We start from the raw sequence: 13,114 nt of genomic DNA, 5'->3' as shown, positions 1-13,114 counted from the left end.
GTGCTTTTTTGCATACGTTGAAATAAGGACAAGTAAATGAAGGAGCGAAGCAAATATGAGAGGGCGTCTATTATCTCCTGCAATCATTGGATTTTTAACGATTGGGTTGGTTGTCGGCTTCATGGTCTATTCTATTTGGCCGAGTGAGGACCAACCTGTTAATAGCTGGAGCCTACCGCTTTCAGGACAGGTCATCATTCTTGATTCAGGACACGGAGGTGTAGACGGCGGTGCCGTAGCTAAAGATGGTGGTTTGGAAAAGGACATAGCACTACAAGTATCCTACCAATTGCGCGATTATCTACAGGAAGCAGGAGCCCTTGTGAAGATGACGCGTGAAGGAGATTATGATTTGGCCGACGAAGATGTAAGTCGTTATAGGCAGCGAAAAATTGATGATCTTAAAGCGCGCAAAGCATTAATCAACGAATCAGACGCTGACTTTTTTATCAGTCTGCATTTAAATGCGATTCCGCAACAGCAATATACTGGGGCGCAGACGTTTTATTACCCAACGAATGAAGACAGCGAGCGTTTGGCCAAACATGTTCAGGAGGCGCTAGTAACCGACTTAGAGAATACAACGCGACAGGCCAAAGGGTTATCGAACATTTATTTGCTAAAAGAAGCAGAAATTCCTGGTATCCTCTCAGAAATTGGTTTCTTATCAAACCCGGAAGAAGCAAAGCGATTGCAGCAGCCTAGTTATCAAAATCAAGTAGCTGCTTCCATTTACCGGGGGATGCTTCGATATGCAAGTGGAGAAGAAGCAAAATAGCATTCTTTATAAGCCGTGTGCCTTTCTCTAAAGAAATCTTTCCTGTTATGCTATACTTGGTAAGAAAACGATTACTATAAAGGAAGGTGTCACGTTTGTTAACAGAGCAGCAACTCATTGAAGCACTACAACCGATTAAAGATCCGGATTTAAATAAAAGTATTACTGAGACTAGCGGGGTGCGCGAAGTAAAGATTGATGGCGATAATGTAAGCCTTAAAATCGCGCTTGTCCAAACTGGCACGGCCGAACAAATGCAGCTACAGCAGGAAATTGTCGGCAAAGTAAAAGAAGCAGGTGCAGCTTCAGTAGGGCTTCGTTTTGAAGAACTTTCCTCTGAAGAAGTAGAAGCTCACGGAGGTAAACAGACAGCGGAAGGTGCCGGCAGTCTTTTGTCTGAAAATAATGACACTACGTTCATTGCGGTAAGCAGTGGCAAAGGCGGAGTTGGAAAATCTACCGTCACCGTTAACCTTGCTACATCGATGGCCCGTGAAGGAAAGAAAGTCGGCATTATTGATGCAGACATTTACGGCTTTAGCGTCCCAGACATGATGGGAATTGAAGAACGGCCACAAGTTGTCGGAGAGACCATTTACCCGGTAGAGCGTTACGGTGTGAAAGTCATTTCCATGGGCTTTTTCGTGGAGGACAATGCGCCTGTTGTCTGGCGCGGTCCAATGCTTGGCAAAATGCTTAACAATTTCTTTAACGAAGTAGAATGGGGAGACCTTGATTATTTAATTTTGGATTTGCCTCCAGGTACTGGTGACGTGGCTTTAGATATTCATACGATGCTGCCTGAGTGTAAAGAACTAATTGTGACCACCCCTCATGCGACCGCAGCGTTTGTAGCAGCACGGGCAGGGGCAATGGCGATCAAGACCCACCATGAAATTTTAGGTGTGGTAGAGAATATGGCCTACTTTGAAAGCCAGCTTACCGGTGAAAAGGAATATGTCTTCGGCACCGGCGGCGGTGAGCGTTTAAGTGAAGAATTAAAAACGGAGATTGTCGGCCGCATTCCGCTTGGCCAACCGACCATCAATGAAGAAGACTTTGCGCCGTCTGTTTATGAAAAAGACCATCCGATCGGACAAGTTTACGAGGAAATGGCAAAACGCCTTATTGAGAAGACTTAAAAGGAAGAAGACAGTAGGTAAAGCTGATGGCACTAATTTGCTATCAGCTTTTCTTAGCTGCTAGAGGAAATGTAGTTGATAAGACGGTAGCCAACTTAGAGACCACTGACCTTTAGAGGAGGTTATGTTTATCTCAATTCGGGAAAAGAACGCAGAGTCTTTTTTCAGTAAAGGGTAATTTTTTACGGTAAGGGGATGAATGATGAACGAAAAACGAAATGGTATAAACAAGGGTGCTTTTCTTGTGTATTTGCCGGCTATATTTCTTTTTTCTGCCTGTGCTCAAGAACAAGATGAGGACGAGTCGGCAGATGATTTGCTTGAAGCGGGATGGGAGGAAGTAGTGGCAGAGGCGGAGGGAACGGACGTACGTTTTCACATGTGGGGCGGAGATGAAGGGACCAATACATACATAGACGAATGGGTCGCTCCTCGTTTAGCAGAAGAATATGATATTTATTTAGAGCGGGTGCCACTGGACACAGAAGAAGTGGTACAGCGTCTTTATACGGAAAAACAAGCGGGTGAAGGCGCCGGGAGCACAGACGTGTTTTGGTTGAATGGGGAAAATTTTCGCCTGGCAAAAGAAGAAGAGTTACTGTGGGGTGCATTTGCTGAGCGACTTCCGAACGTAGAGGAATATGTCGATATGGAGGACCCGGACGTAGCCTATGATTTTGGCACAGCGGTAGAGGGGTTGCAGGTACCATGGGGCAACGTGCAGTTTACCCTTTTTTATAACGACGAGCACGTAACTGACCCTCCTGCTACCTATGAAGAATTATTAGCATGGGCAAAAGAGAATCCAGGGCGTTTTACGTACCCTGAACCTCAAGACTTTACTGGCAATGCCTTCGTGCGCCAGCTGATATACGAACTGACTCCTGATACCGAAGAAGTGCTTACGATCAATGACCCTAACGAAGCAGAAGAGCGTTACGGGGAAGAAGTATGGTCCTATTTTCAAGAACTAAGCCCGCACCTTTGGCGTGAAGGAGAAACCTATCCATCTAGCCTGGCTGAACTAGATCAGCTGTTTGCAAATGAAGAAGTGTGGATGACGATGGGTTACAACGAAGGGAGAGCGGAGCATCTCGTTCAAAATGAAACGTTCCCTCAAGCAACAGAAAGTCAGTTATTTGAACAAGGCTCTATAGGAAACACTCATTATTTATCGATTCCATACAATGCGCAAAATAAGGCAGGAGCGATGGCAGCGATAAACTTTATGTTGTCGCCGGAAGCTCAAATTGCCAAGCTTGACCCTGCCATGTGGGGAGAGAGCATGGTGCTTGAACCAGCTAGCCTCTCAGCCGAAGAACAAGAAGAAGTTGAAGCGATTGAGCGAGGAGACACCGTACCTGATGAGAAGGAGCTCAATGAAACATTTGAGCCAGAGATGGATGCCAGCTTTGTAGACTGGGTAGAGCAGCACTGGATTGATGAGGTTGTTCGTGAGAGTTCGTAAAGCGTATATTTGGCTTTTGCCTAGTTTATTTTTATTAGGGTTTCTATCTTTTTTTAGCTTCTTTCATGGAGTTTGGCAGAGCTTGCACCTTGATGGCAGCTGGTCTGAAGGGTCACTTTCGGCTTACCGTACTGTTTTAACGGATGAGCGGGTAAGAGAGAGTCTTGGCTTTAGCTTATATATAGCCTTTTTATCTACACTTATTTCTCTTATAGTTGGCTGGCTCTTAACCCGTTGGCTGTATTATAGCTGTTTACACCGTTATGCCAAAGCACTCGCATGGCTTCCGATGTTGGTACCACATTTTGTGGCAGCGTATGTCATTATATTGTTCTTCTCACAAAGCGGCTGGGTGCCGAGCTTGTTCTTTCATGCAGGAGTGATTGAAGATCCTGCTGATTTTCCAGCGCTCACACAAGACCGCAGCGGTGTTGGTATATTATTAACCTATATGTGGAAAGAGGTTCCGTTTGTTATTCTTATGCTGCTTCCAGCTTATGTGGAGATGGATGAGCGTTTACGTATGGTGGTTTATACGTTAGGCGGTGGAAAAGCTGCTGCCTTTAAAGAGGTGGAGTGGCCACAAATCAAACCCATTTTTTTTGAGACCGCGGTCATTCTCTTTGCTTTTACATTTGCCGCCTTCGAAGTGCCTCAACTGATTGGCGCAAGTGACCCGCAAATGCTGGCTGTGCTTACTTATGAGTGGTTTCATCAAGGTTTATGGGAGCGGCGCCCTGAAGCTTTAGCCATAATGATGATGACTACCTTAGTGTTTCTTCTCCTTGCCTGGGGAACACTGCGCTGGGTACGAGGTTTGCGGTACCGGATGATGAAAGGAGGAGCAAAATGAAGCAAGAGGCCGCGCAGCATAAACTTCTCCTACTAGCATTGTCAAGCTGTTTTGTCATACCTGTTCTACTCCTGTTTTTGCAAAGTATAGCTGGAGAATGGCGCTTTCCTCACCTTTTGCCATCTTCATTTTCCTATTACGGGTGGGAAAGTATTTTTCAAGATGCTTCCTTGGTTTCGGCTCTTTGGACGACGTGGAGCCTGACATTAACTGTGATTCTCTTAAACTTGCTGCTTGCTTTTCCTGCAGCAAAACAACTGGCCTTCTCTTCTTTTCGAGGAAAGGAAATGATTGAAACGGTGCTGTTTTTACCGATTTTTATTCCAGCGTTGGCGCTTGCAATGGGGCTTCATCTTACCCTTCTGCGGATTGGTCTGGCCAGCACTTTTTGGGGAGTAGTGCTTATACACATGCTGCCTACGCTTCCTTACACGATACGAATAGTAAGGGCAGGTTTTGAACGGTTGGGTTCACAGCAGGAAAGCCAGGCTCAGACGCTTGGAGCCTCACAAGTGCATGTGTTCTTTCATATTACACTTCCCCAACTGCTTCCTAGTGTCCGCGCTGCCATTTTTCTCGTTACGGTCATCTCCCTTAGTCAATATGCGTTAACGACGATGATTGGAGGGGGAGAAGTGGTGACGTTAGCTTTATTATATTTCCCTTTTGCCGAGAGCGCTTCAACCCAGGTCATGGCTGCATTTTCAATCCTGTTTGCGCTCTTGCCCTTGACCTTTCTTTTCTTAATTGAAGGGCTTATACGGCTTTGTCTGCCATATCGAGTGAGTAAGATATAAATGAGGTGACTGAATTGGTGCAAGCACTATCGATTCAAAAATTAAACAAAACGTATCAGAAGGGGAACGTGTTAAACGAGGTTAGTTTTTCGGTTAAGAAAGGGGAAATTGTAAGTGTCATGGGGGCTTCCGGAGCTGGGAAATCAACCCTGCTACAATGTATAGCCGGCATAGAATCATGTACAGCGGTTCAGCTTGAACTCGACCAGCAGGACATTTCCAATTGGTCGGCCAAGAAACGGCCAATCGTTCTTATGTTTCAAGACTCTTTGCTTTTTCCGCACATGACTGTGCTAGAAAACGTCACGTATGGCTTGCGTGTACGCCGTTACAACAAACAAGAACGCGAGCGTGAAGGCCTTTACTATTTAAAAAAAGTAGACATGGTGGAGCACGCCAATCGATATCCGCATCAATGCTCGGGCGGAGAACAGCAGCGTATTGCGCTGGCCAGAGCGTTGATTACGAAGCCAAGCTTGCTGCTTCTGGATGAACCATTTGCTCGTTTGGATGAATCGTTGCGCCGTATGATGCGAACATGGGTGAAAGGGGTATTAAAAGAAGAAGGCGTCACCGCTCTTTTTGTCACCCATGACCGGGAGGAAGCAATGTTAATGGGAGACCGGATTTTCGTCATGGCGCGGGGAACTGTACTTTCAAGCGGTAAGCCTGCTGAATTGACAGAGAGCCCCGAAAATCTTGAAGTTGCCAACTTAATCGGAGAGGGTATTGTACTTGAAAATCGAACATTTATCAGCGCCGCTAATCTCTCAGTAGTTTTGCACAAGGCTCAGTTGCCCGAGTCAGCTTATTATATCCAGGAAGGAACGGTAACGCACTGCTTTCGTCGCCATGGTCAAGTGTTTCTTGGCCTGCAACTGTTTACAGATAAGCAAGACGTGATATTGCCGGCAGCGGGTGAATTAAAGGTTGGAGCAAACGTATGGGTGTGGGCAGAGGAATCTGCACTTCAGCCGTTAAATGGAGGCTGCAGTTCTTTTTCTGATGATCCAAAGCCTGCTTTTGTTGGAGAAAACGAGATATGAATCGGCTCAAGCTGCTGCTATTCATTGCTCTAATTGTAGCTGCTCTTGCGGCCGGGTGGTTATACCGGGATGATCTTGTGTTTGAACCTGAGGTGTTGCGCGATTGGATTCTTAACTTTGGGATATGGGCGCCGTTAATATATGTAATTCTCTACACGCTGCGTCCGCTCGTATTGTTTCCAGCCTCTATTTTTTCGATGGCAGGCGGATTAGCTTTTGGATTTTGGGGCTTTTTTCTAAATGTAGCAGGAGCGCTCGGCAGTGCTGCCCTTGCCTTTAGCTTGTCACGTTGGTTTGGCGCAAGTATTGTTCAACGTGAATGGACAGGGCGCTATAAAACGTTGCAAAATCAAATGGAACAGCACGGCTTTTTTTACATGCTCGCTATTCGGTTAATTCCTGTCCTTAACTTTGACGCTGTCAGTTATTTAGCAGGTATATCGAAGGTGCGGTTTTTTCCATTTTTGTTTGGTACCATGTTTGGCCTTTTGCCTGGAGCAGTCGCTTATACGATGGCTGGCAGCACGATTGTAGAAGGTGATCCTGCCTTAATCATGTGGACCCTTATCGTTTTTCTACTCGTCATGCTGCTTCCGGTTGGCTTGCGTTTGTTTTTACGAAAACGAACGACGATGCATGTGCCTGATGAGACGAGAGCAGAACAAGGGGAGGAAAAAGAACATGAAAAAAAAGTATGAATTGATCGTAATTGGCGGTGGTGCAGGAGGGTTAACAGTAGCTGCAGGGGCAGCATCCTTTGGCATAAAGGTGGCTCTCATTGATAAAAGCGAACAGTTGGGTGGGGATTGCCTTCACTACGGATGCGTACCTTCAAAAGCACTGATCGCTTCCGCAAAGGAAGTATACACCGCCAAAACAGCAAGCTATGCCTTCGGAATGGGTACGGTTGGAGCTCCTGACTTTAAGGAAGCGAGACGGCGAATTGAAGAGGCCCGCTCTCATATCCAAGCGCATGATGATGCAGCCCGCTTTGAAGAACTAGGAGTAGACGTTTTCACTGGAGAAGCGACGTTTAAAAATAAGCGAAACATAATAGTGAATGGAGCGTTCGAATTAAAAGCAGAACGTTTGGTAATCGCTACTGGCTCTAGACCAGTCGTACCAGAAATCCCGGGTATTCAAGAGGTGCCCGTGTTAACGAACCGAACGGTGTATAACCTTGAGCAAGTCCCTAAACGGATGGTGGTAGCTGGAGGCGGCCCAGTTGGAATGGAGATTGCTCAGGCACTGGCCCGGTTTGGGACGGAAGTACATATTGTTGATCCGCATCCCCACCTTTTTCCTAATGAAGAGCCGGAAGTGGCTGAGAAAGTGCAACAGCAACTACAGCATGAACTGCATCTCCATTTGAACCAACAAGTGGTTGCCATCCGTTCCCAGGCGGAGGGTTATGACTTTGTCCTCGCTAATAAGAACAACGGCAAGGAGAAGACAATCGCTGCAGATGTTTTTTTTAGTGCAGTAGGACGGCAGCCAAATACAGATACGCTAGAGCTAGAAAAAGCAGGCGTGGCTGTGAATGAAGACGGCTCGCTTGCTGTCAAAAAGACCATGCAAACATCGCAAAAACACATTTTTGCCGTGGGGGATGTGACAGGAGCTTATCCGTTCACCCACCGAGCAGGACTTGAAGCACAGACTGTAGTAGGAAATTTGGCTTTTGGTTTAAAACGACAGGTGAAGGACGAGGGCATGGCTTGGAGCTATTATACTGACCCTTCCTTATTTCATTTTGGTTTAACCGAAGAAGAAGCATTAAAAACTTACGACCAGGATAAAATACGTATCTACCGAAATAATGGAGAGCGGGTAGACCGTATGATTGCAGAACAGAAGACAGAAGCGTTTGTAAAAGTTATTACCGACGAAAAAGGATACTTACTCGGAGCGCACGCGTGCGGAGAAAATGCAGGGGACTGGATGCAGGAAATGGTGCAGCTCCATGCTTCCAAACAGCCGCTTAGAACATTAGCAAATGCCATTTATCCATATCCAGCCAGAGGAGAAATTGTAAAACAAATAGCCGACCAGTATTGGCGGGATGTTTTATTTGCCGGAAAATCTTCGCGCTGGATGAAGAGGTTGTCTAAAATTCTCCGTTGATGAAAACAGGAAGAGAAAGAAGTGGGTACAGAGTTTTACATGACAGCCCACACTTATTTCTGACTTTTAAACAAGGCAGTTTGTGTAATCGTTGACGTTTATACAAGAATAGCGGACATGCTAGCGGGACAACAGGCGAGGCTGGGTAAGATCCCGCAGCTAGGGTTTCCCGAGAACATGCACTTGTTCTTGCGGCAAAGAAGACACGGCGACCTAAAACGCGGTTAGAGGATGCCGGCGTCACGCTTGTGCCTGCAGTGAAAGCCTCCGTCTGGAATGTATGCAAAGAGGTTCCGTTCTTTTTGTAAAACAACAATCTTTTAGAAAACCGCCTAAAACACAAACCGAGGTGAGTCGATGGTTGCCAGGGTCGTATTAGTAGGAGCGGGCCATGCCCATGTTTCATTACTTAGAAAAGAAATGAAGAAATCAGTGCGTGAAGCAGAGTGGATGCTTATTTCACCGTCGCGTTATCAATACTATTCAGGTATGTACGCAGGGTTTATTGAAGGCCTCTATAGTGAACCGGAGATAAGAATTGATGTGAAACGCCTCTGTGAAAAAGCCGGCATTCGCTTTATTGAGGATGCAGTCTCACAACTATACCCGCAACGAAAAGAGCTCCATACCGAAGGAGGGAGTGTCGTTTCCTATGACCTTCTTTCGTTTAATATAGGCTCAAGCGCTGCGTGGGAACACGTACCTGGAGCTGAGCAATACGCTCATACGATAAAACCGACCCATCGCTTGCCTACTGTGGTCCAGCAGGTGAAAGGTGCTAAAAACCTGGCTATTGTAGGAGGCGGAGCTGCAGGCGTAGAAGTTGCCTTTGCATTTCAATCCTACAATGAAAAACATGGCAGTTATCAAACAACCTCACTTCTTACCAAAGGAGAAATAATGGAGGACTTAAGAGAAGAAGACAAGGCATTGCTGAAGAATGAATTAGAACGTGCAGGCGTCCAGCTTTATGAACAAGCAGCGGTGAAAGAAATGACCCCGAGTTCCTTAATTACGCGCCAAGAAAAGATTCCGTATGATAAAGCCATCTGGCTTGCTGGAAGTGGTGCTCCGCCTTTGTTTGCCAATGCAGACCTTGCCGGTGAAGATGGTTTTTTGCCTGTCAAGCACACCCTTCAATCTATTGAAGACCCTGATATATTTGGGGCTGGCGATTGCATCACAGTCCAATCGCATCCGGACCTGCCAAAGAACGGTGTTTATGCACTTAGTCACACGCCTGTCTTGCATGAAAACTTATTAAGGCGACTCCGCCGTCACTCTCTGCGCCCCTACCGGCCTCAGGAGAGATATTTAGCGATTATATCGCTTGGCAAAAGAAAAGCCCTCCTGTTATACGGAGGACGTTCGTTCATTGGGCGTCTTTCTTGGCGACTAAAGGACAGAATTGATACTCGCTTCATGAAAAAATTCAAATAAACCGGCTACTTTTAGCTCTCATCGCCTTCAAACTCAACAGGTTCGTCCTCCTCTTCTTCGGTTTCGTCTTCCTCTTCTTCATCCTCATCCCCTTCTTCTTCCCCTTCATGATCCTCTGTATCCCCTTCCTCAGCAATTTCATCGGCCTGCTGAAGTAAGAGTTCTTGAACTTTGAGGCGGAAGTGCGGAGCTTCGAGCGCTTCTGCCATCACATCCATGATTAATTGCCGATATTCCGACGTTTTCATCATGTCAAAAAAAACGTCACTCATTTCTTGATCGGCTAGGATTTCTGTCATTCTTTGCCTATATTCAGGTTCTTTCATTAAGTCATTTAATAATTGCTCATGTTCTTCTTCCATGCTTTTAGCCATAGTAGCGCTAAATTCTGGATCGTTAAAAGCGTGCTTCCAAAACTGCTTGCCCTCTTCAGATAAAAGCTGATCTTCAATTGCATCCTTTACAACAGGCTGGTTTAACACGAGCGCTTGTTGAAATTCTTCTTCTTCTAATACCTCAAGCAATGCACCTTTGGCTTGGTCAGACTTTAACAAGTCCACCATCATTTCTTTAGATTGCTCATAATCCATATGCTGAGCTTGAGTACCTTCGGCTTCAGGGGCGCAACTTCCAAGTAACACGAGCATTAAGACTGCAGCCAAAAGTTCGATTTGTTTTTTCATCTCTCCACCTCCTTTGTAGTTTGTATGACTATATAGTAAATAAGTGGTATTACGGTTAATAACTACATAAAACAGGCCAGGCTAAAGGAGAAGAAGTTGATTGAGTCCCCCGTTACTTGCAAACGCTTTGCGTTTTAAGCAGCATAAGCATATTGGTGAGTAACGAACATGAGAGCCGTTATTTTTCGAAATTAAGCCATTTATAAAAATAACGGAAGAGATGGCCGTTAATATAAGGGGTCAACTCCACCCTGTTTTTTCTTCGGATCCGTGGATTCAAACTACGACCGCGCTGCAAAAATTGAAAATCTGCGGTGTTTACCCAAGCTGCCTCCGCTTTTCTTAATATGAAGTTTGTGCGAACAAAATATGCGGAAAGCAAGGAATGCTAGTTTTTTTTGAGCGGGGTTGATACAATCGAGCATGGCAGACATGATTTGAACTATGGATGGGGGCACGATTCCATTGAATACACGAAAAATCGTTTTTTGGTTCTGGACGACAATTGTAATTGGTTCCATAGCGGGAGCTGTCGTCGGGGTTTTAATTGACTTAGACATGTACCTTGGCGAAGGACCGCTTAATTTTATTTTAGGAGTTATTTGGATGCTCGGTATTAGCGCAGCCATTAGTGTGGTGGCGCAAATGGGCTTTTTTGCCTACCTGACCGTTCATCGTTTTGCGTTGAGCCTTTTTAAGTCAGTTCGCCTCTGGAACTGGATCCAATGGGTTCTGATAGCATTTGTTTTTTTCGACTTAATCTTCCTGCGCTATTGGGCCTATGCTGAACCGGGCGAGACATTAGCTGGCTATTTTATAATGCCAATATTATTGCTTGTGTTTGCTCTAATTATTGCATATTGGAAAATGAAAGAAACGAATCGCTCTGCGTTTGTTCCAGCTCTTTTCTTTATGTATGTGATTACTACTATTGAATGGATACCTGCTTTAACGGTGGAGGAAGTCAACAATTCAAAATGGCTCTGGATTTATTTATCTCCACTTCTTGCCGCTAATTCCTGGCAGCTTTTACTCTTACACCGTTTGTATGAAAAGCCCGAAGGAGAGGATGGCGTACGAAAAGAAGCAGATAACAACGCCAAAAAAGTAGGCGAGGTTAAAACGAAAAACCCGAACCAATCAAAAAAGAAAAAGAAGAAGAAAAAATAAGCAAACCGGCATGCCATTTGGCGTGCCGGTTTTTGGTACAAAATATGCTGATTAGGAAGGACTCTTCTTATAATTCTTCAATTTCCACATCGGCTAAGTGGATTAGTTCTTCTATGGAGACAATTTCGTAATTTTGCTCATTCAATTCTTGAAGAATTTGAGGTAACGCTTTTTCTAATTGTTTCGACCCATCAGAAGCATCAAACATTAACACCCCACCCGGTTCCAGAGAGCCCCTTATATCAGCTACAATTTGTTCTACACCTGGGTTCATCCAATCTTTCCCATCAATACTCCACTGAATTAATGGGTAATTTAGTTGCTTGGACGCTTCGAGTACGTTGGAATTCATTTCTGCTGCAGGAGGCCTGAAGAAACGGGGTTCTTCATCAGATAAATCAGCTAGTACGTTATGGCTTTTTCTCATGTCGGCTACCATGTCGTCGGTTTCCCAGGTTAAATAGGGCTTATATTGGTAACCATGATTACCAATTTCATATGACGCTTCTGCAAGTGCTTCAACGAGGTCAGGATGTCGTTCAGCCCATGCACCTGAAAGAAAAAAGGTGCTCTCTTCTACGTTATTTTCAGTTAATACATTCAAAATTGCTTCAGGGTTGGTATCCCCCCAACCGACATTAAAGGTGAGCGCTACTTTTTTTTCATCTGTTTCTACTGAAGAAATGGCACCGTCTAACGCCTCGGAGGTTGTCACTTCGACAACTGGTTGAGAGAGATATATCCAGCTTGCTGCAGCGATCGAACATACTACAAGAACAAAAGCAGTTTTAAGTTGAGAAAAAACAGGTGTCCTTTTCACATCATACCTCCCTAGAAAACGAGTCTTCGCATAAGTTTATGCTCGGGAGGACAAGATATGTGTATATATGGGGAGGATCTCTTCAGCTAAGTCTAAAAATCAGGAGGTTTTTCTGTGATTGGCCTACTGTTAAATTATAAAGAACAAAAAGAAATAGAATACCTATTGAAACGAGAGATGGAAGAAATCCTATTGGACGTCGAGGACGAACGAATTGATGATTATGTAAAAACCGTGATGAAAGAGAAGTATGAGTTATTGTTATCCCTGTACAAAAGACTAACACCTCCTGAAGATTATTATCGTTATCCTTCCATTTTAAAAAAAGGATAAAAAAGTGTTGACCAAATGAAATGCAGGTGATATATTATTTTTTGCCGCTTAAAATAGCGGGCTAAAAAATGTATCAATACTTCCATTGAGTGACTCCGGACATCCGGCAAACACAAGAAGGAGTATTGACAGATATGCACAGTTGAGTTACAATGTTAGTTGTCTCGACAAGAATTCGCCCTTTGAAAACTGAATGAAAGAAAGCGCCTGTCAATTTTAATTGATAGTTTATATGAGAGCGAGTCAAATCGCTTCGAAATTACGCAGGTAAGTGTTAAGGAAGGCCGACTAACGTCGCGACGTCCTGTCGCAACGTCGGCACTTGCACATCCCTGTGCTTCGGAGAGTTTGATCCTGGCTCAGGACGAACGCTGGCGGCATGCCTAATACATGCAAGTCGAGCGCGTGAAGCAGGTTGATCCCTTCGGGGTGACACCTGTGGATCGAGCGGCGGACGGGT

At 45.0% G+C, this 13,114-nt stretch carries 13 protein-coding genes and 1 rRNA gene; 12 read left to right on the top strand and 2 right to left on the bottom strand.

The window, feature by feature from the left end; genetic code table 11:
• Positions 1-55: 55 nt before the first annotated feature.
• The 9 genes from cwlD to D469_RS0117180 all read left to right on the top strand — a co-directional run bounded on the left by cwlD (position 56) and on the right by D469_RS0117180 (position 9,648).
• On the top strand, positions 56-778 hold the full coding sequence (gene cwlD, locus D469_RS0117220) for an N-acetylmuramoyl-L-alanine amidase CwlD (RefSeq protein ID WP_018924632.1): 723 nt from the start codon (positions 56-58) through the stop codon (positions 776-778).
• Between the two features lie 95 nt (positions 779-873).
• On the top strand, positions 874-1,920 hold the full coding sequence (locus tag D469_RS0117215; RefSeq protein ID WP_018924631.1) for an Mrp/NBP35 family ATP-binding protein: 1,047 nt from the start codon (positions 874-876) through the stop codon (positions 1,918-1,920).
• A gap of 199 nt (positions 1,921-2,119) precedes the next feature.
• Complete coding sequence (locus D469_RS0117210; RefSeq protein ID WP_156817027.1) at positions 2,120-3,388, top strand: ABC transporter substrate-binding protein; 1,269 nt, start codon at positions 2,120-2,122, stop codon at positions 3,386-3,388.
• On the top strand, positions 3,375-4,241 hold the full coding sequence (locus D469_RS0117205; protein WP_018924629.1) for an ABC transporter permease family protein: 867 nt from the start codon (positions 3,375-3,377) through the stop codon (positions 4,239-4,241). The genes D469_RS0117210 and D469_RS0117205 overlap by 14 nt, the downstream gene beginning before the upstream one ends.
• On the top strand, positions 4,238-5,038 hold the full coding sequence (locus D469_RS0117200; RefSeq protein ID WP_018924628.1) for an ABC transporter permease: 801 nt from the start codon (positions 4,238-4,240) through the stop codon (positions 5,036-5,038). Before D469_RS0117205 ends, D469_RS0117200 begins: the two co-directional genes overlap by 4 nt.
• Positions 5,039-5,043: 5 nt before the next feature.
• Positions 5,044-6,084: an ABC transporter ATP-binding protein gene (locus D469_RS20730; protein ID WP_169577122.1), complete on the top strand. Its 1,041-nt coding sequence runs from the start codon at positions 5,044-5,046 to the stop codon at positions 6,082-6,084.
• Positions 6,081-6,782 (top strand): TVP38/TMEM64 family protein, encoded by a 702-nt coding sequence (locus D469_RS20725; protein WP_018924626.1) that lies wholly within the window; start codon positions 6,081-6,083, stop codon positions 6,780-6,782. The genes D469_RS20730 and D469_RS20725 overlap by 4 nt, the downstream gene beginning before the upstream one ends.
• On the top strand, positions 6,766-8,208 hold the full coding sequence (locus D469_RS0117185; protein WP_018924625.1) for a dihydrolipoyl dehydrogenase family protein: 1,443 nt from the start codon (positions 6,766-6,768) through the stop codon (positions 8,206-8,208). The genes D469_RS20725 and D469_RS0117185 overlap by 17 nt, the downstream gene beginning before the upstream one ends.
• 357 nt (positions 8,209-8,565) lie before the next feature.
• Positions 8,566-9,648, top strand: coding sequence for an FAD-dependent oxidoreductase (locus D469_RS0117180; protein WP_018924624.1), 1,083 nt, complete (start codon positions 8,566-8,568; stop codon positions 9,646-9,648).
• Positions 9,649-9,659: 11 nt separating this feature from the next.
• Here the strand turns inward: D469_RS0117180 and gerD are convergent, their stop codons facing one another.
• Positions 9,660-10,331 carry a spore germination lipoprotein GerD gene (gene gerD / locus D469_RS20720; RefSeq protein ID WP_018924623.1) on the bottom strand — a complete coding sequence of 224 codons (672 nt, stop codon included), beginning with the start codon at positions 10,329-10,331 and terminating at the stop codon, positions 9,660-9,662.
• Positions 10,332-10,796: 465 nt separating this feature from the next.
• On the opposite strand from gerD, the gene D469_RS0117170 reads away from it, so the two are divergent.
• The gene (locus D469_RS0117170; RefSeq protein WP_018924622.1) at positions 10,797-11,501 is read left to right on the top strand and encodes a KinB-signaling pathway activation protein; all 705 of its coding nucleotides are present in this window, start codon (positions 10,797-10,799) and stop codon (positions 11,499-11,501) included.
• Positions 11,502-11,568: 67 nt separating this feature from the next.
• Here D469_RS0117170 and D469_RS20715 read toward each other — a convergent pair whose 3' ends face one another.
• Positions 11,569-12,321 (bottom strand): polysaccharide deacetylase family protein, encoded by a 753-nt coding sequence (locus tag D469_RS20715; protein WP_018924621.1) that lies wholly within the window; start codon positions 12,319-12,321, stop codon positions 11,569-11,571.
• A gap of 114 nt (positions 12,322-12,435) precedes the next feature.
• Here D469_RS20715 and D469_RS0117160 point away from each other — a divergent pair, with 114 nt between their 5' ends.
• Both D469_RS0117160 and D469_RS0117155 read left to right on the top strand, forming a co-directional pair.
• Entirely contained in the window at positions 12,436-12,654 is a 219-nt protein-coding gene (locus D469_RS0117160; protein ID WP_018924620.1) for a hypothetical protein, read from the top strand.
• Positions 12,655-12,990: 336 nt separating this feature from the next.
• Positions 12,991-13,114, top strand: a 16S ribosomal RNA gene (locus tag D469_RS0117155); the annotation flags it as partial.

Source organism: Salsuginibacillus kocurii DSM 18087 (assembly GCF_000377705.1).
In the GTDB taxonomy this organism is placed as follows: Bacteria; Bacillota; Bacilli; order Bacillales; family Marinococcaceae; genus Salsuginibacillus; species Salsuginibacillus kocurii.
Note: the sequence above shows the minus strand (reverse complement) of the source record. Positions and strands in the feature narration are given on the sequence as shown.